This window comes from Methylobacter sp. Wu8, assembly GCF_036440755.1.
GTDB classification, from domain to species: domain Bacteria; phylum Pseudomonadota; class Gammaproteobacteria; order Methylococcales; family Methylomonadaceae; genus Methylobacter_A; species Methylobacter_A tundripaludum_A.
Map to the genome: position 1 here is coordinate 74,048 of NZ_JAZGVT010000076.1, position 25,564 is coordinate 99,611.

The following is a 25,564-nucleotide window of genomic DNA, read 5'->3' on the forward strand; positions in this document are numbered from 1 at the left end:
ATCTTCAGGCGTGAGGAGCATTTCGGTCCACGCCTTTATTTTTTTCATCTTTTATGCTCTTGCTACATAATACAGAGGATTACGCTAAACCTCCTCCTTATCATCCTCATCAGTAGCCATATCTGAAATCTCCTTCAACCTTGAGATGGCTTTAAAATTAATACTGTTTTCAGGATACATACCTTCGCTATCTAGCGCGCCAGCCGATTCCCCGGTCAATAATTCCAGCGTTTGATCGACGCTGGAAACCGCATAAACCGCAAACAGACCCTTTGCCACCGCATCGATTACTTCCTGTTTCAGCATCAGGTTGCGCTTGTTGGCGGCTGGGATAATGGCGGCGTGCTGGCCGTTAAGGCCGCGCGCCTGGCACAGCCTGAAGAAGCCTTCTATTTTCTCGTTAACGCCGCCGACCGCCTGCACTTCGCCGTACTGGTTGATCGAGCCGGTCACCGCGAAGGTCTGTTTGATCGGTATCCGGGTCAGCGCGGAAATAAGGCAGCACAGCTCGGCCAGCGAGGCGCTGTCGCCGTCGATATAGCCGTAGGATTGTTCGATCGCGATGCTGGCCGATACGGCCAACGGAAATTGCTGGGCATAGGTGTGTCCCAGATAGCCGGTCAGGATCATCACGCCTTTGGAGTGAATGGCCTGGCCCAGTTCGACTTCCCGCTCGACATCGACGATGCCTCTGGAACCGGGATAAACGCTGGCGGTGATGCGCACCGGCGCGCCGAAGCTGCTGCCGCCGACTTCCATCACGGTCAGGCCGTTGACTTTGCCTATCGCGTCGCCCTCGGTGTCGATCAGGATGGTGCCGACCAGCATTTCTTCGAGGATGTTCTCGGGCAGCCTGCCGTTGCGATGCTCTCTTGCGGCCAGCGCCTGTTCGATATGCGAGCGGTCGCAAACCGGCTGGTCGTCGGGCCTGCAAAACAGGTTGGCTTCGGCGATGATTTCCAGCGAGTCTTTGATCCGGGCGGAAAAATGATGCTGGTTTTCGGCAAGACGGCAGCTGTGCTCGATCAGGCATTCGATGGCCGCCCGCGTCAACGGCTTGGCACCCGAATCCGCGGCCTGCTTGATCATCAGCAGGATGAAGCGCTGCATCGATTCGTCGTTACGCGGGATGTAATTGTCAAAGTCGGCGAGGATTTTGAACATCTCGTTAAATTCATCATCCAGCTCTTCCAGCAGATAATAAATATCCCTGGAGCCGACCAGGATCACCTTGACGTTCAGCGGGATGACTTCCGGCTTCAGGGTGATGGTGTTGATGCCCAGATCCGAATAAGGCGATTCGATTTCAATGCGGCCGGATTGCAGCGCGCGTTTAAGGCCTTCCCAGACGAACGGATAATTCAGCAGTTTTTCGGCGTCGAGGATCAGGTAACCGCCGTTGGCTTTATGCAATGAACCGGCGCAAATCCGGCGATAATTGGTGACCAGCGTACCCTGGTCGCTGACGTATTCGATGCGGCCGAACAGGTTTTGATAAATCGGGTGCGGTTCGTAAATAACCGGCGCGCCGCATTCCTGCTTGTTATCGACCAGGATGTTGGGCGCGTACAGCTCGGTCAGCAGCAGCCGCTTGCTGGTGTTGTCCTGCGGCTCCGGCGTCCGGCTGGGCATCAGGTAATCGGCAATGGTGTTGCCGAGGTTTTTTTTGATTTCCGCCAGGAAGGTGATCACATCATCGATATTCTGGTAACTGTCGTTCAGTTCGGCAAACAACGGCTCTATCGCCAGATCGATGGTGTCGTTATCCAGTTGCTTGATTTTTTCAACCATGGCTCTGCGCCACTGGGGCAATTCCAGCAAGACATCGCTGAGGTATTCTTCCAGTTCTTCGACACGCTTGTGGAAGACTTCCCGTTCCGTCAGCGGCAATTGGGTGAATTGGTCTTCATTCAGCGCCTTGTTGTCGCGGATAGGCGCAAAAGAAATCGATTCGTTTTCCCTGAACAATGCAATGTCCAATGCTTGGGCCTTTTTATCGACCAGATCGATCGCATTGTTATAGTACTGGTTAAAATGGCGTTCGATAGCGCTCTTTTTCTGCTGGTAAGTCGGGCTTTCGAACGCGGCGGGAAAGGTCGCCAGCAGGTTGTCGATCAGTTTTTCGATGTCCTTGCTGAGCGTCTGGCCGTGTTCGGCGGGCAACTCAACGGCCATCGGCTCTCTCGGATTGCCGAAATTATCGACATAAGCATAGGAGGGCGGCGCGGGCAGCGTTTTTGCCTGGGTATGCAGATGGTTGGTAATCATCGACAAGCGGCCCAATCCCGGCTCGCCCATCACAAAAACATTGTAGCCGGGATTGTTCATCGCGATGCCGAATTCAAGCGCCGATTGGGCTCTGGACTGGCCTAAAATAGTCTCGGGCAGCTTCGGCGCGGTGGGGAACTCAAAGCCCGCCAAATCGACATTCAGTTTCAGTGATTCAAGGGGGAGCTTTAAGGTATTAGGCATGGACAAGAGACGTTCTCGGATTGCGCAAAAACGGTGATTCTAGCATTTTTTAGCGCATTGTCCGCTATCAACCAAACAGCCCGGCGGCTCGCTCACGATGCTAAAAAAACATGATGGCCTTTAACTTTAGAATTGCTGGCGCTGCAACACCATAGAAACCGCCGCGGCGCGGGTGGCCACGCCAAATTTTTCAAAGATATGTTCGAGATGCTTATTGATGGTACGCGGGCTGCTGCCCAGAATAAGACCCACGTCCTTGTTGGTTTTACCCCTGGAAATCCACATCAGTATTTCCGCTTCACGCACAGTAAGTCCCAGGGAGCTTCTTATCCAATCAAGATCCCACTCGTGTGAATGCTTTTCTAAAACCAGCAGAGATTCGCCGGCGCTTTGGCACGGCATTATTTTTGCCAGAAAACCGGCTCCGGCTCGATAACTTTCAAAGGATTCGGATTTATCAATCAGCCCTGAGCGCCGGTTAATCCAGTCGAGCAGCGGTTTGGGCAGCGGCGAACCGACGTCATGCTTACCCGTTAATCCGTGTTTTTGCAGAAACTCATCCAGCCAGCGGATGCCGCCGGGCGTTAACCAGGTGATATTGCCAATTGAATCGATTGCCAACGCGGAAAAAGGGCTGTTGTTTAAAGCATTTTCAACGCGGCGCAGATTTCGGGTCTGAGTCAGCTGCACTTCCACTCTGGCCAGCACTTCCGGGGGCCGAATCGGTTTGACAATATAATCGACAGCGCCTTCATCGAAACCGCGTAACAGGTTGTCCAGTTCGCTTAACGCGGTCATAAATAATACTGGAATATCGGCCGTTTCCGGCGAGGATTTAAGCCGGTTACAGGTTTCAAAGCCGTCAATGCCCGGCATCATAATATCCAGCAAAATAATATCCGGTTTCAGATAAGCGATTTGTTCCAGCGCCGATAAGCCATCGGTGGCAACCAGCACCCGGTAACCGGCTTCCGAGAGCGTGTCCGATAACAAGGCCAGATTGCCGGGCGTATCGTCGACAATCATGGCAATTCCGATAATAGGAGAAGATTTACCGGTCATTGCCGCTTAGCGCCTCACTGGCAATATGCAAGAGTTTCTTGATTTCAAGTAGATCGAATTCGCCGGCCAGCGACATCATCCTCTGCGCAAAATAGCTATATTCAGGATGGTGCTGAATGAGTCGGGTCAAATATTGATTAAGTCCCTGTAAATCGCCGATTCGCACATAGCCGGTTAATTCCTGAACAATGTCTAGTGACGGCGACTGGTCGGAAATTTGCAGTTCGGTTTCATCATCCTGATAGACCCAGTTTAACGCCAAATGCAGTTTAAGTTTGTAGAGTAATTCGCTGACGTGTATCGGCTTGACCAAAAAATCGTTGCAACCGGCATTAACGGCATTGAGCCGATCGGCCGGATAAGCGTTGGCGCTTAACACAACAATCGGCGTTGCATTGCCGTTTTGGCGCAGGAGATGGGCGGTTGCGGCGCCATCCAGTCCGGGCATCGATAAATCCAGCAGAACAAGATCCGGCGCATCATATTCGACTTTATCCAGGCATTCTTCGCCGCCGCCGGCCTCAATCAAAACGAAACCTAAGGGCTCTAAAATAGACAGTATCAGCTGCCGATGATCCGGCTGATCATCGACAATGAGGATTTTTTGGCGCTTGCCCTGATAACCGATAATGTCTTCTTCGTGAATGTATTGCTGTTCGCTGCCCAGATTGGGGAGCAGCAGCCTGACGGTAAAGGTGGAACCTTTGCCCTGATCGCTGACCACAACCAGTTCGCCGCCCATGATTTCGCATAGAATCTTACTAATGGTTAGACCCAAACCGCTGCCGGCGTCTAAATTCTCATTCGGTAATTGGGTAAAAGGCTGAAAAATATTTTGCAGTTGATCTTTATGGATGCCGGGGCCGGTATCAACGACCTGGAACGTCGTTACACCGCAGCTGAAACCGATACGAAAGATAACCTCGCCGGCCACGGTGAATTTGACCGCATTGCCGAGCAGGTTGATCAATATTTGTCCGACCCGCTTCTCGTCGCCGCGGACCCGTTGCGGCAGAGTGTTGATAATCTGGCAGTAAAAAGACAGGCCTTTCTGTTCGGCTTGCAGCTTAAACACACTGACCAGGTGCTCAATAAATCCCGGAAAATCGATAGGCTCCTGGCGCAGTTCGAACTTACGCGCTTCGATGCGGGCAATATCCAGAATGTCCTCGATCAGCGCGGATAAATGATCGCCGTTACGCTTTAAAATATCCACCGCCTGCCGTCTGTGCGCCGGTATCGCCGGGTCTTTCTGCAAAATATACGCGTAGCCGACAATACTGTTTAACGGCGTGCGTATTTCATGGCTCATGCTGCTGAGAAAACGGCTTTTCGCACTGTTGGCGCGATCAGCCATTTTGGTGGCTTGCTGCAATTTCGCGTCGGTCTTTTTATGTTCATCGATTTCCATCAACAGGCGCTGGGTTTGCTTGGCGATTTCTTCATGCGCAACGCGCCGGCTCTCGTCGTTCAGGATCAGCCACCAGGTACACAAACCGATGAAGACCAGCAATGAGGCGTAAACCTTAACAAAATTCGCCAGCAACAGATTGAACGACGGCAGGTAGTGTTCGGCAAGCAATAAATCCTGATAGTAAATAATGCCTACAAATATGCTGGTTAAAACGGCCAGAAACAAAAACAACAGGCTAAAGCGTATCAGGCGCAGCCTGACGCCCAGATTCATCCAACCCGGCAAACAGCATTCTGCAAAGCTTTGCAGATAGTCGTCCAGGCGCACGCCCGGTTTACAGGCATCCATGCAACGCGAGTCCAGCGTGCAGCAAAGCGAGCAAATACTGCCCTCATAGACCGGGCAATACGCCACATCTTCGTGTTCGAAATGATTTTCGCAAATAGTGCAGCGACTGACCGGAGCCTGATTATTAAGGTGGATGTCGCGCGCAAGATAGCGCTGACTGCCGTATAGCAGAGCGATGCACGGGACCAGCAGAAAGGCCAGACTCAAGGCGATAAACGCTGAAAAGGCCTGCGCGAACGCGCCGAAAAAGCCCAAATAAGCCAATATCGATACTATCGAGGCACATAAGGTCGACAGCGTGCCGACCGGGTTGAGATCCGGCAGGTAAGCGCGTTTGAACTCAACGGCTTTAGTGCTCAAGCCCAGAGGCTTGTTGATCAGTAATTCCGCCGCAACCGCGCTGATCCAGGCTATCGACATATTGGAGAATAGTCCCAATACTTTTTCCAAAGCGCCGAATACCCCGAATTCCATCAGTAAAAGGGCAACGGAAACATTAAACACCAGCCACACAACCCGGCCGGGGTGGCTGTGAGTCAGCCGCGAAAAAAAATTCGACCAAGCCAGCGAGCCTGCATAAGCATTAGTGACATTGATTTTAATCTGGGAAATCACCACAAACAACGTAGTGACCGTTAACGCTAATTCGGTATTGCCGAACAAGTCGGCGTAAGCCACCAGATACATTTGCGTCGGCTCATGCGCATGGATCGGCGCTATGCCGTGGCGAATAGCAAGATGAGCCAGCAACGCTCCGCCCAGCTGCCTAGCCATGCCGAACAAAATCCATCCCGGACCCGCGGTAATGGTTGCCAGCCACCAGCGCATTCGGTTTTTTTCAGTCAGCACAGGCATAAAACGCAGGAAATCGACTTGCTCGCCGATTTGCGCCACCATTGAAAAGGCGATGGTGGTCGCGCTGCCGAACATCAGCCAGTTAAAGCCCTGACCGCTAGCCGCAATCCAAAAATAGGCTTGCACCGTCATCATCGAGTCCGGTTCGCGCATGAACACGGCAATATAGGGTGCAATCAATAGCACCAGCCACAGCGGCTGTGTCCACATCTGCAAGCGGCTGATCGTGGTGATTCCGAAAGTCACCAGAGGAATGACGGTAACGGCGCTGATAATATGCGCGATGGCGATAGGGATGTGGAAATACAACTCGATAGCCAAGGACATGATCGATGCTTCGAGCGCAAACAACGTGAAAGTAAACGAGGCGTAAATCAACGAGGTTATCGTCGAGCCGATATAACCGAAACCGGCGCTACGGGTCATCAGGTCAATATCGATGTTATAGCGGGCGGCGTAATAGCTGATTGGGAAACTGGTGATAAAAATAATCAGACCAACCGCCAGAATAGCCCAAAACGCATTGGTAAAACCGTAATTGATCGACAGGAAGCCGCCGATGGCTTCCAGAACCAGGAATGAGGTAGAGCCGAACGCGGTATTGGCGACCTGGAATTCCGACCATTTGCGGAAGGTGCGCGGTGCGAATCTCAGCGCATAGTCTTCCAGCGTTTCGTTGGCGACCCAGGCGTTATAGTCGCGGCGGATTTTTGAGACACTTTGTCGGATCTTGGTTTCCTCGATGGTTTTTTATAAGGTGAGCCATAAGTAGATAGCTAAAAAGTTTTTTAACAAAATGAAAAAAACCATTTGTCTCCTTATTTACCACGAAGGACACGAAGATCACGAAGATCACGAAGAAAATAGTCAACTTCGTGTCCTTCGTGCTCTTCGTGGTGAGTAAAAAATGTTAAAAGACTTTTGAACGATTACTTAACCTGTTCACTACCTATGTTCAATCACTACCTCTTGAATCTAAAAACTGCGGCTTTTAGATTAAGCAATAACTACACCAAAGTTCGTTAGCAAAGCCTATGCGCTAAACAGCAAGCTATCTATAAAAGCATTGAACTAAAGTGGTGCGGTTAGCCTCAATTACGCCCAATAAGTAATCGAGAAGTAATCGAGCTAAAGTTTTCCGGTTTTTTGGTGTGCAAGCTCTGCTTGCACACCAGGTCGAGCCTGCACTCCAGGCTTGCATACAAGTCAGCAGCTTATATCAGGCGCTTATAGCCTTTCATGGCCGAATTTTAAAATCACCGGCGATCCCTGATTGTGAATGATGATCTGTTTACGGCCTTCGTTTTCCTTTTCCACGCCCGGCTCATCGGCTTTGACGGCTTCTTCCGGTCTGGTGACGGTTTCGATGCGCACCTCCGGTATCCAGCTTGGCTTAAAACTTGAAGACGGCTCGCTTTGCGTTTTATCCGGCCAGTTAAGCTCGCTCAACAGATTAAAACAGACGGTGCTGATGTGATCGACCAACTGCGCTTCGCTGGCCGCATTGCCGGCAACAAAGTCCATATGCAGATAGCTCGTCTGGGTCGGCTGTGCGATAGAGGCCAGCTCGCAGCCGATCGGCAGCACTTTGGCTTTTTGAAAATCGAGGGCCCTCGGATCGGAATTCCCGGAAGAAAATGAAAATCCGGGCGGCGTTTCGCTGTGCTCAATCAAGCCGATTTCAGCGGTTAAGCTATGGCTGAAAGCCTGATTGTCTTTAGCCCCGACCGGATAACCCCAGCCGGCCAGATTGTTGCCAATCCGGGCGGCCACATCCCGCCCAGCCAATGTCGATTTCAACGAAGGTTGCTTGACCGTACCGATCTTGAATTCAATCCGCTTAATTGATGCGGTGTCGAGCTGTATCGGCTTTTTTTCCAGGCCCGGTGCGCAGGCGCTTAATAACCAGGCCATTGCGATAGATTTGGACAGCAGGCTCCCTACAGGGCCTTGTATCAGCTTATTCATGCGACTCCGGATGGTGTGAGACAGGTTCCTCAACTGTAGACGAGTTGCCGGTTGATGGATATACGTCATTTGACTGATGAGTCAGATGACGCATTGTGCAAATTTCCCCCGAGCAAAATAATGAATCCCAGCCAACTTCCTGGCTGCATCCGGATAACCCGGATGCAATATCAAATCACCTTTTAAATTCTGGGGAACCTGACATGAGTGATTCTACAAAAACAACGGCCGGAATACGAAGCAAGCAACTTCTTCCGGCATTAAGCCTGTTAACGTTGGCGGTCGGCTATGTCCCGGCTTCGCAAGCCGGCGCAACTTTCAAAATTGACGACACCAAATGGGTCAGCATCGGTGCGGGTTTACGCACCAGCTTTCAGGCTGCCGAAAGCGGTGCCGGCGCTGGCGGCAACAAGTGGAGCAACGACTTTAATCTGGACAATATCCGTCTGTACCTCAACGGGCAAATCCACAAATATTTGAAGGTGGAGTTCAATACCGATTGCCAAACCTGTAGCAATGGCGGCGAAGTGCGGGTATTGGATGCGATCGGCAAGTTTGAGTACGTCCCGATGGCGAACCTCTGGGTAGGCCGCATGCTGGTTCCTGCCGAACGCCGGGAAATGAACGGTCCGTTTTACAGCGCGATATACAATATTTTCAGTTCCGGCACGCCGTTCGAGCCGGCCGATTACAATTTGACGATCAAGTCGGACGGCACTTCGGCCGGTTCTTTTGGCCGTGACGACGGAGCGACCTTTTGGGGTGCGGCGTTTGACGGCCGCCTGCAATATGCCGTCGGCTTTTTCCGCGGCTTAAGAGGCGGCGCGAATATTGACGACAATATTCTGTACAGCCAGCGCTTTGCCTACAACTTCTGGGATGTCGAGAAGAATCCAGGCTATTACACCTCCGGCACTTACTACGGCAAAGGCGGCGACATCCTGACCGTCGCCGTGTCCAACCAGTATCAGGAAGACGGCGCGGGTACCGCTTTGGATCATGGCGACTTCCGAGGCACCGCAGTCGACGTGCTGATGGAAAAAGTGCTGCCCAACAGCGGCGTGGTGACGGTAAACGGCGAATACAAAAATTACGGCATTTCCAACGGCTACAGCCAGGCCTCGCGCAATGCGGGCGGCGGTTTTTCGATGTTCGAAGGCAACGCCTATGACGTCAGCGGCATGTACTTGTTCCCGCAAAAAATCGGCATCGGCCAAGTCCAGCCGTATCTACGTTATGTGAACGTCCTGCCTGGCGGCAGTTCCAACCGTAATTCCTACGAAGGCGGCGTGAACTACGTGATCGACGGCCATAACGCGCGCGCGTCCTTGAGCTGGGAATACGGCGATCTTATGACCAAAGGCCTGAATTACACGTCGACGGCTACAGGCGAACACAGCAATGCCGTCAAACTCGGCTTTCAGTGGCAGATATAAATCTATTTAGCCGCTAGAAAATAGAACACAGATGTCACGGATTTTGGCTGATGGATGAAAAGGCAAAAGATGAAAGGCCCAGAATTTTAGCCTTTAGGCCACCTTTCTTTAACTATTTGAGATTTATTAATATGAAAAAATTATCTTCAAAACTGCGCTTACTCGGTATCGCCGGTGCGATAGCGGCATTAATCCTGGCGGCGGGTGCTGCACACGCCGAAGACACGATTAAAGTCGGTGTGCTGCACTCATTGTCCGGCACCATGGCGATCAGCGAAACCACGCTGAAAGACACGATGCTGATGCTGATCGACGAGCAGAACAAAAAAGGCGGTTTGCTCGGCAAAAAACTCGAAGCGGTGGTCGTCGATCCGGCTTCCAACTGGCCTCTGTTTGCGGAAAAAGCCCGCGAATTGCTGACCAAGGATAAAGTCGCCGCGATCTTCGGCTGCTGGACTTCGGTGTCGAGAAAATCCGTATTGCCGGTCATAGAAGAGCTTAACGGCCTGCTGTTTTACCCGGTGCAGTATGAAGGCGAAGAATCGTCGAAGAATGTGTTTTATACCGGCGCCGCGCCTAACCAGCAGGCGATTCCGGCGGTCGATTATTTGATGAACGATTTAAAAGTCAAACGTTGGGTACTGGCGGGCACCGACTACGTTTATCCGCGCACCACCAACAAGATCCTTGAAGCCTACCTTGTCTCCAAAGGCGTCGCCAAAAAGGACATCATGATTAATTACACGCCGTTTGGGCATTCCGATTGGCAGGGTATTGTCGCGGACATCAAGAAATTCGGTTCGGCCGGCAAGAAAACGGCGGTTGTTTCAACCATTAACGGCGACGCCAATATCCCGTTCTACAAGGAGCTAGGCAATCAGGGCATTTCCGCAGAACAGATTCCGGTCATCGCCTTTTCGGTCGGCGAGGAAGAGTTGTCGGGTATGGACACCAAGCCGTTGGTGGGGCATCTGGCCGCATGGAACTATTTCATGAGCATCGATACCACTAAAAACGCCGCGTTTATCAGCCAATGGCATGACTTTATCAAAAACCCGAAACGCGTGACCAACGACCCGATGGAAGCGCATTACATCGGTTTCAACATGTGGGTCAAAGCGGTCGAGAAAGCCGGCTCGACCGATCCTGACGCGGTGCAAAAAGCGATTATCGGCGTCGAGTTTCCGAACCTGACCGGCGGCACCTCGAAAATGTTGCCTAACCATCACATCAGCAAACCGGTCTTAATCGGCGAAATCCAGGACGACGGCCAATTGCAGACGGTCTGGCAAACCAACAAGCTGGTCGATGGCGATGCCTGGTCCGACTTCTTGCCGGAAAGCAAACCGATTATCGCCGACTGGACAGCGCCTATCAGTTGCGGCAATTACAACACCAAAACCAAGAAGTGCTCCGGGCAGAATTTTTGATCGGTAATTAAAAAAACATTTGATCCACGAAAAACACAAAAAGCACGAAAACATTTAAAAAACTTACAAAGTTGTAAATCATTGCTCAAAGCGATGAATGGTGTAACACAGCATGCTAATTTATTTCGTGTCTTTCGTGGACAAACTTTGGTTTTTAGGTTTATTTAAAGTATGGAGTATTATGAAACCGAATTCTTTCAGATGGTGTTGCCGGGTAATCTTGGGATTTATCCTGATGTCGCCAACCTTGAGTATCGGTCAGGAAAATGCCGCCGAGGATGCCTTCTCAGCCGCTTTATCGAATCTTAAAGCCGGGTCCATGCAGGAGCGTGGGCAGGCTATCGAACAACTGGCCGCCGTGGAAAAGCCGCAGGCCGTTGCCGTATTGCAAGCGCTGCTCGACGGGCGATTATTCAATCTTAAGGCCGATGGGAAACTGGTCATCGGCGAAGAAGTCGAAACGGACTACAAGCTTACCGACGCCGAAAGCGGAGAAAATCTGGGCATGGTGGAACGCTCCGCCACGCAAAAAATCACCGTTAATAACAGCCTGCGAACTTCATTGAGGAAAATAATCGGCCGTTTGCAGCTGAATGACGACAATGCCGCGATAAGACTCGCCGCCGTCAGCGCAATGGGTCAATCCATTGATGACCAGAGTTTGGCGTTGTTGCGCGGCCAACTTATCATGGAACAGGACGAACGCGTACAAAATGCGATCAAGCTTATTTTAGGCCTGGAACAATTAAACAGCCCCGACAAAAGGGTGCGCTTGGCCGCAATCGATTTATTGAAGGACCAAGCCGGCCGGAATGTGGTTAACCGGCTAAACGGACTGGTCGAAAAAGATAGCGACGGCCATTATCTGGAGGCGGACAGCGATGTGCGCAATCAGGCCGAAGCCGCGTTGTCAAAAATCAATTCACAGCTGCAAGCCTATGCCGCTATCGAAACCCTGTTTTTCGGCTTAAGCCTCGGCGCGGTGCTGGTCTTGGCCGCGATCGGCCTGGCCATTACTTTCGGCGTGATGGGCGTGATCAACATGGCGCATGGCGAGCTGATGATGCTCGGCGCGTATACCACCTACGTCACCCAACAACTGATGCCTAACCATTTGGGGCTGTCGTTGGCGATTGCGGTTCCGGCGGCGTTCATCATTTCGGCGCTGGCCGGGATTATTATCGAGCGCGGCATTATCCGCTTTTTATACGGCCGCCCTCTGGAAACGCTGTTGGCGACTTTCGGCGTCAGCCTGGTTCTGCAACAGGCCGTGCGCTCGATATTTTCGCCGTTAAACCGCAGTGTCGCGACGCCGGAATGGATGAGCGGCACCTTGCAAATCAACGACTTTTTGTCGCTGACCTGGAACCGCCTATACATATTGATTTTCTGCTTGCTGGTGTTCGTGTTGTTGCTGCAAATCCTCAAACGCACCCGCCTGGGCCTGGAAGTGCGCGCCGTAGCCCAAAACCGCAAGATGGCCTTGGCCATGGGCATTCCGACCGGCCGGGTCGATGCCTTGACCTTCGGCTTGGGCTCGGGCATTGCCGGAGTCGCCGGGGTCGCGTTAAGCCAGATCACCAATGTCGGCCCGAACTTGGGACAGGCTTATATCGTCGATTCGTTTATGGTCGTGGTGTTCGGCGGCGTCGGCAATTTATGGGGTACGCTGGTGGCGGGATTTTCGTTGGGTATCGCCAATAAATTGCTTGAACCCTACGCAGGCGCGGTATTGGCGAAAATACTGGTGTTGGTGTTCATCATTTTATTCATTCAAAAACGTCCGCGCGGACTATTTCCGCAACAGGGCCGAGCGGTGGAGGGCTAAGCGATGCTGTTAAAAAACGATAAAGCCGCGCTCTCGGTGCTGGCCGTATTGGCCGCAATCAGCCTGATTGTTCCGGTATGCAATCTGGTGTTTGCACCGGGTTCGCCGCTGTATTTCTCCGCTTACACGGTATCGCTGTTGGGAAAATATTTGACCTTTGCGTTGCTGGGCATGTCGCTGGATCTGGTTTGGGGTTATTGCGGCATTCTGGCTTTGGGTCACGGCGCTTTCTTTGCGTTGGGCGGCTACGCGATGGGCATGTATTTAATGCGCCAGATCGGTAGCCGCGGCGTTTACGGCGATCCGCTGCTGCCCGATTTTATGGTATTTCTTAACTGGAAAGAACTGCCTTGGTACTGGCACGGTTTCGACCAGTTCTGGTTTGCCGCGCTCATGATTTTTCTGGTTCCCGGCGCGCTGGCCTTTTTGTTCGGCTGGCTGGCGTTTCGCTCGCGGGTGACCGGCGTTTATCTGTCGATTATTACCCAGGCTTTAACTTACGCGCTGTTGCTGGCCTTTTTTAGAAACGAGATGGGTTTTGGCGGCAACAACGGCTTGACCGATTTCAAGGAAATTCTCGGTTTTAACAGCCAGTCCGATTCGGTGCGCGCCTGCTTGTTGATGGCTTCAGGCCTGATCCTGATGCTGGCCTTCCTGGTCAGCCGCTGGATCGTCAACAGCAAACTGGGCCGGGTGGTAACGGCGATTCGCGATCAGGAAATGCGGGTGCGTTTTCTCGGTTATCGCGTGGAAATGTTCAAATTATGGATTTTCGTGTTTGCCGCGATGCTGGCCGGGATTGCCGGGGCTTTGTATGTGCCGCAAGTGGGCATTATCAATCCCAGCGAATTTTCGCCGTTGAACTCGCTGGAAATCGTCATCTGGGTCGCTATCGGCGGCCGCGGCACGCTGTACGGCGCAATCGTCGGCGCGGTGCTGGTCAATTACGCCAAGACCCTGTTGACCGGTTGGATGCCGGAAATCTGGCTGTTTTTTCTCGGCGCGACTTTTATTTTGGTGACCGTGCTATTGCCTGACGGCTTGGTCGGGTTCTGGCAACGTCGATTGCAGGAGCAAAAACAATGAACGGCATAGCGCTTAAGCCGGGCCAATTGGATGTCAGTCACGGCCCGATTCTTTATCTTGAAGATGTCAGCGTCAGTTTCGACGGCTTCAAAGCCTTGAATAACCTCTCGCTGTATATCGATGCAGGGGAATTGCGCTGTTTGATCGGCCCGAACGGCGCCGGTAAAACCACGTTGATGGATGTGATTACCGGCAAAACCCGGCCCGATACCGGCTCGGTGTTTTTCGGGCAAACCATCGACCTGCTGCAAATGGACGAACCGGCCATCGCCCAAGCGGGTATTTGCCGTAAATTCCAGAAACCCAGCGTGTTCGAAATGCTCAGCGTATTCGAAAACCTGGAACTGGCTTTAGCGACCGATAAGGGCGCATGGGCGACTTTATTCGCCAAGTTGAACGGAACCCAGCGCGACCGCATCGAGCAAGTCATGGAAACGATAGGATTGGTTGAACTGAGGTCGCAACCGGCGGGCATCCTGTCGCACGGACAGAAACAATGGCTGGAAATCGGCATGTTGCTGATGCAGGAGCCCAAAGTCATGCTGGTCGACGAGCCGATTGCGGGCATGACCCATCAGGAAGTGGAACGCACCGCGGAACTGCTGCTGTCGTTGCAGGGCGAGCGCTCCATCGTTGTGGTCGAGCATGATATGGAATTCGTCCGCTCGATTGCCAAGCATGTGACGGTGTTGCATGAAGGCTCGGTGCTGACCGAAGGCAGCATGGACGAGGTGCAGAACGATCCACGCGTGATACAGGTTTATTTGGGTGACTAATGCTTAAAATTAGCGGATTGAATCAATATTACGGCGGCAGCCATACCTTGTGGGATGTAAATCTGGAGTTGCCGGCCGGTTCCTGCCTGTGTTTAATGGGCCGCAACGGCGTCGGCAAGACCACCCTGCTTAAAAGCATCATGGGACTGATCGCGGTTCGCGACGGCGCTATCGACTATAACGGCGAGGCCTTAACCCTTGCCAAACCGGAACACCGCGCCGAGCTGGGCATCGGTTTTGTGCCGCAGGGCCGGGAGATTTTTCCGTTGCTGACGGTCGAGGAAAACCTGAAAATCGGCCTGCGCGCGGCGCGCAAGCAAGGCATTAAAAAAGTCCCGGAACATATCTATGAGCTTTTTCCGGTACTGAAACAAATGCTCAAACGGCGCGGCGGCGATTTGTCCGGCGGTCAGCAGCAGCAATTGGCTATCGGCCGGGCCTTGGTGCTGAATCCAAAGCTACTGATCCTGGACGAGCCGACCGAAGGCATACAGCCGAATATCGTCAGCGAAATCGGCGATGTGATTATTCGTTTGAACCGTGCCAAAGGCATAACGACGCCCTTACTGAAACAAGGCGACGAAGCGAAAGACGAGGTGCGCGAAGGCATTATCAAGATCAAAAACGAATTGGGCGTGACCGTGTTGCTGGTCGAACAAAAACTGCCGTTTGCGCGGAAAGTCGCGGACCGGTTTTATATCATGGATAGAGGCCGCGGCGTGGCTGCCGGGGCGATGAATGAATTGAGCGATGAGATGGTTAAGCGGTATTTGACGGTTTGATGGTTATGAAATGTAAAGGCATGATAGGATGAATTGAGGGAAATTATTCATCGATTGATGACTTTCCTTTTTCCTCGTTCCCACGTGCTACGTGGGAATGCGGTCAAGGCGCGCTGCGCCGCGGATCATGATCAACATTTTGCGTATACGGGACGCAGCGCGTCCGGCACTGCATTCCCACGCGGCGCGTGGGAACGAGAAACAGGAGATTAAAGATGCTTGGCACAGACATTTCCCCGGTTGAGGTTTCCGGCGTTACAAAACACGGTTTCTGGATACTGCTTGATGAAAAGGAGGAACTATTCGTTTCATTTTTGGAGTTTCCGTGGTTTCGTAAAGCGCCGGTAACAGAACTTTTCCATGTTGACCGTCCCCAACCACACCATCTTTATTGGCCGGAATTGGATATTGATTTGCATGTCGATTCAATTCGTCACCCGGAGACTTTTCCTTTAGTTTCACAGCCTACAGCGTAGGGTACGCTGTGCGTCTCTTTTTATTAATGCCGCCGTACAAACTGAAAAAACACTGTGAACGCAAATTTATCAATAAAAGGCTGGCAAGCAAAACTGGAACTCGGCTTTGAACAAAAGCACGGCAAAACGCTATTGGCGCACCGTCGTCATCAAGGCCCGCTAACCGTACAACGGCCTTTTTACCCGGAAGGCGGCGTCTGCCATGTGTACATCCTGCATCCGCCGGGCGGTATTGTCGGCGGCGACCGGTTGGACCTTTGCATCAATGCCGAACAACACAGTCATGCCTTGATTACCACGCCGGCGGCTGGAAAGTTTTATCGCAGCGGTGGCGAGTTGGCCGTCCAGACCGTATCGATCAAAGTGGAGAAAGACGCGGCGCTGGAATGGCTGCCGCAGGAGACTATTATTTATCAAGGCGCGCAGTTAAGATCGGCTGTTAACGTCGAATTGGCCCAAGGTGCTCGCTTTATCGGCTGGGAAATTCTGTCTTTAGGAAGGCCTGCCTGCGGCGAGAGTTTCGATGTCGGTTTGGCGGATATGAGCTGGCAGGTTTACGGCCAAGGTCGGCCTTTATTTTTGGAACGCCTGCATCTGGATGCCAAAGCTTTTGCGGCCCGTTGGGGATTGCAGGGCTTGTCGGCTTGCGGAACCTTGTTTGCCGGCCCTGCCGGAGCTGAAAGTCTGGCCGCAGTCCAGCAATTAATCGGCGAGAGCAAAGGCCGCGGCGTGACGCTTATTGATGAACTGTTGGTCTGTAGGGCTGTTGATGACAGAAGCGACCGGCTGCGCGGTTTTTTCGAGCAGGTTTGGGCGATTGTGCGGCCGGACTCGGTACAACGCAAAGCTTGTGCTCCGCGAATTTGGGCGACTTGAGTTTTATTCACCACGAAGACACGAAGGACACGAAGAAAAATTTAATATGCTGGTTCCCAAGCTCAAGCTTGGGAACCCATATAGCGAAGCTTTAGCTTCGCGAGACAGAAAGCTAGAGCTTACTGAATTTCCAAGCTTGAGCTTGGGAACTAGCAAAAACTTCGTGTTCTTCGTGCCTTCGTGGTGAATAAATCGGATACAGGAAAACATCTGAATAAAATTGGACTAAAACAATGCAATTAACACCCCGCGAAAAAGACAAACTGCTGATATTTACCGCTGGCCTGCTGGCCGAACGCCGCAAAGCCAGGGGCCTGAAGCTCAACTATCCGGAAGCCGTGGCTTTTATCAGCGCCGCGATTATGGAAGGCGCTCGCGACGGTCGCACGGTCGCCGAATTGATGGAATTAGGCCGCACCCTGCTGTACCGCGACGATGTAATGGACGGCGTCGCCGAAATGCTGCCCGACGTGCAGGTTGAAGCGACCTTTCCGGACGGCACCAAGCTGGTCACGGTCCATAACCCGATCGAATACAAATAGGGCGTGCCGTGCGCGCCGATAAGCAGCGGAACGGGCGCGCACGGTACGCCCTACGCCAAATAAGTAATCGTTCAAAAGTCTTTTAACATTTTTTACTCACCACGAAGAGCACGAAGGACACGAAGTTAACTATTTTTCTTCGTGTTCTTCGTGGTAAATAAGGAGACAAATGTTTTTTTTCATTTTGTTAAAAAACTTTTGGCTACCTACGTATATGCATTAGGAGTAGTCATGATACCCGGAGAAATCATCCCCGCCGATGGCGACATCGAACTGAACGCAGGCCGCGCGACGATTAGCGTGGTGGTTGCGAACAGCGGCGACCGGCCGATTCAAGTCGGCTCGCATTATCATTTTTTTGAAACCAATCCGGCTTTGCAGTTTGACCGTGCGGCGACGCGCGGATTCAGGCCGGATATTCCGGCCGGTACCGCGGTGCGTTTTGAGCCCGGCCAGCAACGCGAAATACAGTTGGTGGCCTTTGCCGGATTGCGCAGGATTTACGGCTTTCGTCAGGACGTGATGGGCGCATTGGAGGACAATTTATGAGCAGGATCAGCAGGCAAGCTTATGCCGATATGTTCGGGCCGACCACCGGCGACCGGGTGCGTTTGGGCGACAGCGGCTTGTTTTTAGAAGTCGAAGCCGACCGCACGGTGTACGGCGACGAGGTCAAATTCGGCGGCGGCAAAGTCATTCGCGACGGCATGGGCCAAAGCCAGGTCGATTCCACCGTGGCGATGGATTTGGTGATAACCAACGCGCTGATCGTCGACCACTGGGGCATTATCAAAGCCGATGTCGGCATCAAGAACGGCCGCATTGCCGCCATCGGCAAGGCCGGAAATCCCGATACGCAACAGGGCGTCGATATTGTCATCGGCCCCGGCACCGAAATAATCGCCGGGGAAGGACAAATCCTGACCGCCGGCGGCATCGACGCGCATATCCATTTCATCTGCCCGCAGCAAATCGATGAAGCGCTGATGTCCGGCGTGACCACGATGATCGGCGGCGGCACCGGCCCCGCGACCGGCACCAATGCGACAACCTGCACGCCGGGGCCGTGGAATATTCACAGCATGCTGCAATCGCTGGACGGGTTTCCGATGAACTTCGGCTTGCTCGGTAAAGGCAATGCGAGTCTTCCGGTTGCGTTGGAAGAACAGGTCCGGGCCGGTGCGATGGGCTTGAAGCTGCATGAAGACTGGGGCACGACACCGGCGGCTATCGATTGCTGTCTTTCGGTGGCCGACCGCTTCGATGTGCAGGTCGCGATTCATACCGACACCTTGAACGAATCCGGTTTTGTCGAAGACACCTTTGCCGCGTTCAAAGGCCGCACTATCCATACCTACCATACCGAAGGCGCAGGCGGCGGCCATGCCCCGGATATTATCAGGGCTTGCGGCGAGGCTAACGTGCTGCCGTCTTCGACCAATCCGACCCGGCCATACACGATCAATACCGTCGACGAGCATCTGGACATGCTGATGGTATGCCATCACCTTGACCCAAGCATTGCCGAAGACGTGGCGTTTGCCGAATCGCGGATTCGCCGAGAAACCATCGCGGCCGAGGATATTCTGCATGACTTGGGCGCGTTTTCGATGATTTCCTCGGATTCCCAGGCGATGGGCCGGGTCGGCGAAGTGATTATCCGCACCTGGCAGACCGCGCATAAAATGAAGGCGCAGCGCGGCAGCCTGGCGGAAGATTCGCCGCTTAACGATAATTTCCGCATCAAGCGTTATATCGCCAAGTACACGATTAATCCGGCCATCAGCCACGGCATCGCGCACGAAGTCGGCTCTGTCGAAGTCGGTAAACTGGCGGATTTGGTGTTGTGGAACCCGGCTTTTTTCGCGGTCAAACCCAGCCTGATTCTTAAAGGCGGATTTATTGCCGCCGCGCCGATGGGCGACCCGAATGCCTCGATTCCGACGCCGCAACCGGTGCATTACCGGCCGATGTTCGGGTCGTTCGGAAGGACCGCATCGGCGACTTCGATGTTCTTTTTGCCTAAAATCGCGGTCGAGTCCGATATTCCAAGAACTTTAGGACTTAACAAAAGGATAGGCGTAGTCGCAGGCACCCGAACCATCGGCAAAAAAGATTTGATCCATAACCACTACCAACCGCATATCGAAGTCGATCCGCAAACTTATTCGGTCAGGGCCGACGGCTTGCTGCTGACTTGCGAACCGGCCGATGTGCTGCCCTTTGCCCAACGTTATTTTTTGTTTTGATTATGCTGAAATTGACTGAACTGGCTCCATTGGAGACCGCCCCGGACGATGTGATCACGTTGCCGTATGAATCGCGCCAGAAAAGCCGCCTGCTGCTTAAAACCGACAGCGGCGCCAAAATTGGGCTGTTTTTGCCGCGCGGCCAAGTGTTGCGCAAAGGCTCGGTGCTGACCGGCCCCGACCGTTACCGGGTGCTGGTCGATGCGGCGCCGGAGCCGCTATCGGTGGTGCGCACCGATGACGCGCTACACTTCGCCAAGGCTTGTTATCACTTGGGCAACCGCCATGTCGCGTTGCAGATTCTGCCGGGCGAGCTTCGCTTCCTGACCGATCACGTGCTGGATCATATGCTGGAAGGGCTGGGCTTGACGGTCAGCCATGAAGTGTTGCCTTTCGAACCGGAGCAGGGCGCGTACCACGGCCATGGTCACTGATCTGGCCTTATTGCGTTTGCTGCAACTGGTCAGCCCCGGCTTGCCGATAGGCATGTTCTGTTATTCCCAGGGCTTGGAACGCGCGGTTGACGATGGCTGGATAAGCAATGCAAGCGATACCGGCGAATGGCTTAACGGCTTGATGGCGATTTGTTTGGCGCGTGTCGATCTGCCGATATTGGCGCGGCTTTACGACGCCTGGGAATGCGGCGATGTTGAACGGGTTGAATATTGGAGCGGAACCCTGATTGCCTGCCGGGAGACTTCCGAATTAAGGGCCGAAGACCGGCACACCGGCCAAGCCTTGGCGCGGCTGCTGGATTCATTGGTGATTGACGGTATGCAGCCCTGGATACGCAAACCCGAAACCACGCTGGCTACGGTATTCGCTTTTGCCGCTGTGAACTGGGGCGTTCCCAAACGCGAAACAGTCATCGGTTATTTGTGGAGCTGGTTGGAGAACCAGGTGTTATGCGCGGTCAAGCTGGTGCCGTTGGGACAAGTCGCCGGGCAACGGTTGTTGACCGATTTGGCCGGTAAAATTCCGGCTTTAGCTGACGAGGCGCTCAGCATTGCCGATCATGACATCGGCGGTAGCGCGTTTGGCTTGGCTTTAGCCAGCAGCCGGCATGAAATGCAGTATTCCAGATTATTTCGTTCCTGAGGGATTATATGAGTGCTAAACAAATATTAAGAGTAGGTATCGGCGGCCCGGTTGGTTCCGGTAAAACGGCTTTGGTCGATGCGTTGTGCAAGCAAATGCGCGACAATTTTGAAATCGGCGTGGTGACCAATGACATTTATACCAAGGAAGACCAGCAGTTTTTGATCCGCAGCCAGGCGCTGCCGGAAGAACGCATCTTGGGTGTGGAGACCGGCGGCTGCCCGCATACCGCTATCCGGGAGGATGCGTCGATGAATCTGGCGGCGGTCGATGAATTAAGCATGAAGTTTGAAAATCTCGACTTTATCATGGTCGAAAGCGGCGGCGATAATCTCAGTGCGACCTTCAGCCCTGAACTGGCCGATCTGACGATTTACGTGATCGATGTGTCGGCAGGCGACAAGATACCGCGCAAAGGCGGCCCCGGAATTACCCGTTCGGACTTGCTGGTTATCAACAAGATCGATCTGGCGCCTTATGTCGGTGCGTCTCTGGAGGTTATGGACCGCGATGCGCGCAAGATGCGCGGAGAACGGCCGTTTGTATTTACCAATTTGAAGAGCCGGGAAGGCCTTAAAGCGGTTGAAGATTTTATTATTCAGGCGGGAATGCTGGATTAAGTAGGTAGCCAAAAGTTTTTTAACAAAATGAAAAAACCACTTGTCTCCTTATTTACCACGAAGATCACGAAGAAAAATAGTTAACTTCGTGTCCTTCGTGGTGAGTAAAAAATGTTTAAAAGACTTTTGAACGGTTACTTAAGCGCGCCGAACATATTTCGCACCGCTAAAATCGTCCGTTCCTTCGTACAGTTTACCTTTATCCTAAAAACCGCAGTTTATCCACGAAAAGTACGAAAGACACGAAACAAAACGAAACGCTATAGTTATTTAGTAGCTCACCCTTTGGGTGACGAGCCGCGACTTGATAACTCTTTGAAATTTTGGTGTTTTTCGTGGACGAAATGATTTTTCTAGGTTTATGAATTCAGCTGAGGCGTTGAAACTTTAATGTCATCTTATTGTCTTGTAACTGTCACATAAATTTAATTGGAATATTGCATAATCAGTGGAACTTAACAAAATGAAAAGGCAATTTGATGATTATCAATTGGGTGGCGGCCAAGGCGCAGCAGTTTTTACCCGTACACGATACCGGACTCGACGAACTTAGCGCCAACTTTGATTTTGCTCTGAGCGCTGAAATTATGGAGCTGTTGTATCTGTATGGGCAAAGTGACGACGGCATGGCCGCGGGAGCGGTTGCCGACGATTGCATGAATGCAGAAAGTGGAATCGCGTCTGGAACGTCAACCGAGAGCGGCGAAGGAACCGTTGCCGGGGCGCGTCAACAGGTTGAAGCGGCCGAGGCGGCCGTTATATCAAGATTTGCATTGGACGAGCATGAGCTGGCGTTAGCCTGATGTAAGACCGATTAAACCGGGATCAGTTTGTACTCCCGCATCCTTGCAGGAGTCATCCGACCTACACAATTATTTCACAATTAAGCTGTTATTAACCGACTTAACGCCTTTAACCGTTCTTGCAAGTTCCACCGCTCTGGCGGCGGCGGCAGCGGAATCAACAAACCCACTCAGCTGCACAACGCCTTTGAAAGTTTCAACGTTGATTTGCAGTAGTTTAAGCCTGGAATCGCCCAATATTGACGTGTTAACCTTGGTAGTCAGCACCGCGTCATCTATATATTCCCCGGTACTTTCATGTTTAGCCCCTCCGGCGCAACCGGCAATCAACATGACCAATAAAAGACCTATTATCAACTTGCATTTACTCATAATGTTTAACCTTAATATAGTTTGATCGGATGTCAGTTTAAAAAACGGTTATTTCCGGTGTTAAGATACCAGAACGGCCCATGCTGAAAATAACGCCACGTCTAAATAATACAATAATATCGGATAGATGTATTCCACGCTTAATGAGGATGATTGTGAGATTTTGCCGGAGCGAACAGCAATTTGAATGTAGCCCGGTTTTCCTCCTGCTTAAAATCTTCAAACCTCGACGCGAAGTCTTGGCGGGCCCTGTCTCTATGGCTATCAAGATCCTGAATTAACACGCCCATGGCTAAAAAAGTATTGGCGGGGAGGTTAAGCGCCATCATTTCTTCGCTGAACAGTTTTAGATTATGTTCCTGAACGGCGTAGTCCTGAAAGTCGCCCAAAACCTCCTGAAGTCCTTTCAGGTGCTTAATCAGGTGTTTTATTTGCTGCTCGGGATAAAGGCTTTGGAAAAACTCTATCAAATAGCGCAGCTTTTTACAGGATTTTCTTAAATCATGTAGGGCTTCGGCGGGTGACGAGCCGGTAATCGCATCGCCTTCCTGCAACACGCGGCTGAAAACTTTCCATATTCTCCGGTCGGCGAGTTCTTTAATGCTCAGCTTGGCATTTTGCTCAAGCATTTTTTTGTACGAGGGCTCTTTAAGATACTGCTCCCACTCGGATAAGGTGGACAGGTACTTGTCCGATTGCAGTTTTTTTGCCAGCTCTTTCTGGGTTTTCTGCTGTTTGGCGAGTAGAAAATCGTATAAAGGATTGAGGTCTTCCCTGATAGAAATAGGCAGGCTGCTTTTATAACGGTCAAAATTCAGCAGATAAACATCCAAATCTCTTGCCGGTCCGGTGATCTGGCCCAGCCAGGAGAAAAAATCAACATAATAGGCGTTAATGTTGTCGGGCAATATGCCTTTGATCTGGCTGAGTCCGGCGCGGGTTCTTCTGACCGCAACCCTAAAGTCGTGCAAGAATTCGCTGTCGGTATCGGCAATCGTGCCCTGCTCGTTGGCTTTAATGGCTTTTAGCAGGTGGCTGTAGATATATTTTGCGGCAATATCGGCGCGCATGTCCGGGTCCAGGTTGATATTCAATTTTGATGAATAATCTTTAGGTTTGCGCCCCTGGAATTGCAAGGCTTTTAGCAGGACGGGTTCTTCGGTGGCGGTTAATCCCAGTGTGCCGGTCAATAGCCCGGTGATGTGTTCGGCCGCCTTGTCGTAGCCTTTTACCGGTTGCAGCAGGGCGCGGTTATTGAAATGGCCGTATTCTTCGACTATCAGCCGGAGTATGGTTTTTTCATCTTCATTAATGATGTTGAGATGATAAATTTCATAGTCCAGTGTGCAAACGGCTAATAATGCGCGCATTTCCAGTAACGGCTCCAGGGTGTCGCGGATTGTTCCCGGTTCGAATTCTTTGCCGAATAAAGGGACTTTCTTAAGCGGCGAGGTAGCGATAAGCCGAGCATTTTTAATCGATCTTAGTGTTAAGGATGAGGCGGTTTTTGTCCGATTAAACTCGCAAGTGATGTCGTTTGAATATAAACGCCAGTCAAAGCTGTCATAGTAGGTTTTGCTGGAAGTCTGCGTTGACGCGAGTTGGGTTCCTGCCTCATGACTTAATTTAGCGATAAATTGTTCGGCGGTTAAATTGACGGGAAATTCAAATTGTAAGGACATATTTGCCACGGAGCGGGTGCAGGAGTAGTCTGACATGTGAACTCTCAATCATAACTGCGTAGTATTAATATTTAATGACAGTTTTGAATATCAATTGGCCGGCACCCGAAAGGCGCTTATTAGAGGCGGTTTTAAGCGGCGCTTAAGAGAGTCAACTGAGATGTTGCGCTCCCTGAATCGATACGATGGATAATGAAAAAGATTATACTGTAATATTGTTGTCATATACTATTTACATAATAGCGCCACTTTAAATTATTTTGAGAGTTGATTATGAAAGTATCTTTTAAAGCCAAAGCGTTGGTTGCTGCAATGGGTTTTGGTGTTGCTACATTGTTTAGTGGTGTGGCGGGCGCCGTGCAAACGGTTGATGCAGCGGTTCCCGAGTATCAAAAAGCCAGCGGTATTTCCGGCAACCTGTCCAGCGTCGGTTCCGATACGCTGGCCAACTTGATGACGCTTTGGGCTGAAGAATTCAACCGCGTTTATCCTAACGTAAATATTCAAATTCAGGCTGCGGGTTCTTCTACTGCGCCTCCGGCGTTGACTGAAGGCACCTCAAATCTTGGTCCTATGAGCCGCGAGATGAAGGATGACGAACTCGAAGCTTTCGAAGAAAAATACGGCTACAAGCCTACCGCTATTCCGGTAGCTGTTGATGCGCTGGCGGTTCTTGTCAACAAGGACAACCCGGTCAAGGGTCTGACCATGGAACAAGTCGATGCGATCTTCTCTTCCACCAATAAATGCGGCGGCGAAAAAAGCATTGAATCATGGGGCGATGCAGGTGTTGCGGCTTGGGGATCAAAGAGCATCCAGTTATACGGCCGTAACTCGGTTTCAGGCACTTACGGTTACTTTAAAGAACACGCTTTATGCAAAGGCGACTTTAAAAACAATGTAAACGAGCAGCCCGGTTCTGCATCGGTTGTGCAGTCGGTCACTTCATCGGTTAACGGTATCGGCTACTCCGGTATGGGATATTCCACATCAGGCGTTAGAATGGTGCCTCTGGCAAAGAAGGGCAGCAAGACTTTTGTCGATGCAACGCCTGAAAATGCAATTGCCGGCACTTATCCGTTGACACGCTACTTGTATATTTATGTCAACAAGAAGCCGAACCAACCGCTGGCGCCGTTAGACAATGAATTTATCAGAATGGTATTGTCAAAAACAGGTCAGCAAGTGGTCATAAAAGACGGTTATATTCCCCTGCCGGCGAAAGTTGTCGACAAGGTACTGGCTACGCTTAAATAAGATTAAGGATTGGATGTAGTGTTGCGCAAGGACGCATAGACAGGGATGTCGGTCTGAATGTGTTGTTATCTTCCCCCTCAGAAAGAAAAACAACGGACAAAAATGCGGTCCAGATTTGCTTTGTGAGTCTTG

22 protein-coding genes are annotated in these 25,564 nt (G+C 51.8%); 16 read left to right on the forward strand and 6 right to left on the reverse strand.

All coding sequences use genetic code 11. The annotated features are described in order from the left end of the window. Window positions 1–84: 84 nt before the first annotated feature. The 4 genes from V3O24_RS18335 to V3O24_RS18350 all read right to left on the reverse strand — a co-directional run bounded on the left by V3O24_RS18335 (window position 85) and on the right by V3O24_RS18350 (window position 8,119). Window positions 85–2,472 (reverse strand): ATP-binding protein, encoded by a 2,388-nt coding sequence (locus tag V3O24_RS18335; protein WP_331308297.1) that lies wholly within the window; start codon window positions 2,470–2,472, stop codon window positions 85–87. A 126-nt stretch (window positions 2,473–2,598) separates the two neighbouring features. Further along, window positions 2,599–3,534: a response regulator transcription factor gene (locus V3O24_RS18340; RefSeq protein WP_331308298.1), complete on the reverse strand. Its 936-nt coding sequence runs from the start codon at window positions 3,532–3,534 to the stop codon at window positions 2,599–2,601. Continuing rightward, the gene (locus V3O24_RS18345) at window positions 3,524–6,577 is read right to left on the reverse strand and encodes a response regulator (protein WP_331308299.1); all 3,054 of its coding nucleotides are present in this window, start codon (window positions 6,575–6,577) and stop codon (window positions 3,524–3,526) included. Before V3O24_RS18345 ends, V3O24_RS18340 begins: the two co-directional genes overlap by 11 nt. 801 nt (window positions 6,578–7,378) lie before the next feature. Next, window positions 7,379–8,119: a hypothetical protein gene (locus tag V3O24_RS18350; protein ID WP_331308300.1), complete on the reverse strand. Its 741-nt coding sequence runs from the start codon at window positions 8,117–8,119 to the stop codon at window positions 7,379–7,381. Between the two features lie 203 nt (window positions 8,120–8,322). Here V3O24_RS18350 and V3O24_RS18355 point away from each other — a divergent pair, with 203 nt between their 5' ends. The 15 genes from V3O24_RS18355 to V3O24_RS18425 all read left to right on the forward strand — a co-directional run bounded on the left by V3O24_RS18355 (window position 8,323) and on the right by V3O24_RS18425 (window position 22,121). Continuing rightward, window positions 8,323–9,555, forward strand: a complete 1,233-nt coding sequence (locus V3O24_RS18355) for a hypothetical protein (RefSeq protein ID WP_331308301.1) — start codon at window positions 8,323–8,325, stop codon at window positions 9,553–9,555. 131 nt (window positions 9,556–9,686) lie between these two features. Beyond that, window positions 9,687–10,985, forward strand: a complete 1,299-nt coding sequence (gene urtA / locus V3O24_RS18360; RefSeq protein ID WP_331308302.1) for an urea ABC transporter substrate-binding protein — start codon at window positions 9,687–9,689, stop codon at window positions 10,983–10,985. A 235-nt stretch (window positions 10,986–11,220) separates the two neighbouring features. Further along, window positions 11,221–12,813 carry an urea ABC transporter permease subunit UrtB gene (gene urtB, locus V3O24_RS18365; RefSeq protein WP_331308368.1) on the forward strand — a complete coding sequence of 531 codons (1,593 nt, stop codon included), beginning with the start codon at window positions 11,221–11,223 and terminating at the stop codon, window positions 12,811–12,813. Window positions 12,814–12,816: 3 nt separating this feature from the next. After that, on the forward strand, window positions 12,817–13,899 hold the full coding sequence (urtC, locus tag V3O24_RS18370) for an urea ABC transporter permease subunit UrtC (RefSeq protein ID WP_331308303.1): 1,083 nt from the start codon (window positions 12,817–12,819) through the stop codon (window positions 13,897–13,899). Then, entirely contained in the window at window positions 13,896–14,675 is a 780-nt protein-coding gene (gene urtD / locus V3O24_RS18375) for an urea ABC transporter ATP-binding protein UrtD (protein ID WP_331308304.1), read from the forward strand. Before urtC ends, urtD begins: the two co-directional genes overlap by 4 nt. Next, the gene (locus tag V3O24_RS18380; protein ID WP_331308305.1) at window positions 14,675–15,457 is read left to right on the forward strand and encodes an ABC transporter ATP-binding protein; all 783 of its coding nucleotides are present in this window, start codon (window positions 14,675–14,677) and stop codon (window positions 15,455–15,457) included. Before urtD ends, V3O24_RS18380 begins: the two co-directional genes overlap by 1 nt. A gap of 215 nt (window positions 15,458–15,672) precedes the next feature. After that, entirely contained in the window at window positions 15,673–15,933 is a 261-nt protein-coding gene (locus V3O24_RS18385; RefSeq protein WP_331308306.1) for a DUF2442 domain-containing protein, read from the forward strand. Window positions 15,934–15,987: 54 nt separating this feature from the next. Further along, a complete protein-coding gene (locus V3O24_RS18390) occupies window positions 15,988–16,809 on the forward strand; it encodes an urease accessory protein UreD (protein ID WP_331308307.1) in 822 nt (273 codons plus the stop codon). A gap of 233 nt (window positions 16,810–17,042) precedes the next feature. After that, on the forward strand, window positions 17,043–17,351 hold the full coding sequence (gene ureA / locus V3O24_RS18395) for an urease subunit gamma (protein ID WP_331308308.1): 309 nt from the start codon (window positions 17,043–17,045) through the stop codon (window positions 17,349–17,351). 231 nt (window positions 17,352–17,582) lie between these two features. Continuing rightward, entirely contained in the window at window positions 17,583–17,900 is a 318-nt protein-coding gene (locus V3O24_RS18400; RefSeq protein WP_331308309.1) for an urease subunit beta, read from the forward strand. Next, window positions 17,897–19,600, forward strand: a complete 1,704-nt coding sequence (ureC, locus tag V3O24_RS18405; RefSeq protein ID WP_331308310.1) for an urease subunit alpha — start codon at window positions 17,897–17,899, stop codon at window positions 19,598–19,600. The genes V3O24_RS18400 and ureC overlap by 4 nt, the downstream gene beginning before the upstream one ends. A 2-nt stretch (window positions 19,601–19,602) precedes the next feature. Then, window positions 19,603–20,034, forward strand: a complete 432-nt coding sequence (gene ureE, locus V3O24_RS18410; protein ID WP_104422283.1) for an urease accessory protein UreE — start codon at window positions 19,603–19,605, stop codon at window positions 20,032–20,034. Further along, a complete protein-coding gene (locus V3O24_RS18415; protein WP_331308311.1) occupies window positions 20,024–20,698 on the forward strand; it encodes an urease accessory protein UreF in 675 nt (224 codons plus the stop codon). The genes ureE and V3O24_RS18415 overlap by 11 nt, the downstream gene beginning before the upstream one ends. An 8-nt stretch (window positions 20,699–20,706) precedes the next feature. Continuing rightward, window positions 20,707–21,318 carry an urease accessory protein UreG gene (gene ureG, locus V3O24_RS18420; protein ID WP_104422068.1) on the forward strand — a complete coding sequence of 204 codons (612 nt, stop codon included), beginning with the start codon at window positions 20,707–20,709 and terminating at the stop codon, window positions 21,316–21,318. A gap of 479 nt (window positions 21,319–21,797) precedes the next feature. Then, complete coding sequence (locus V3O24_RS18425) at window positions 21,798–22,121, forward strand: hypothetical protein (RefSeq protein WP_104422067.1); 324 nt, start codon at window positions 21,798–21,800, stop codon at window positions 22,119–22,121. 69 nt (window positions 22,122–22,190) lie between these two features. Here the strand turns inward: V3O24_RS18425 and V3O24_RS18430 are convergent, their stop codons facing one another. After that, window positions 22,191–22,493, reverse strand: a complete 303-nt coding sequence (locus V3O24_RS18430) for a BON domain-containing protein (RefSeq protein WP_104422066.1) — start codon at window positions 22,491–22,493, stop codon at window positions 22,191–22,193. 140 nt (window positions 22,494–22,633) lie between these two features. Next, window positions 22,634–24,175, reverse strand: a complete 1,542-nt coding sequence (locus tag V3O24_RS18435) for a CHAD domain-containing protein (RefSeq protein WP_104422065.1) — start codon at window positions 24,173–24,175, stop codon at window positions 22,634–22,636. Window positions 24,176–24,448: 273 nt separating this feature from the next. On the opposite strand from V3O24_RS18435, the gene V3O24_RS18440 reads away from it, so the two are divergent. Beyond that, window positions 24,449–25,432 (forward strand): phosphate ABC transporter substrate-binding protein PstS family protein, encoded by a 984-nt coding sequence (locus tag V3O24_RS18440; protein ID WP_331308312.1) that lies wholly within the window; start codon window positions 24,449–24,451, stop codon window positions 25,430–25,432. Window positions 25,433–25,564 lie beyond the last annotated feature (132 nt).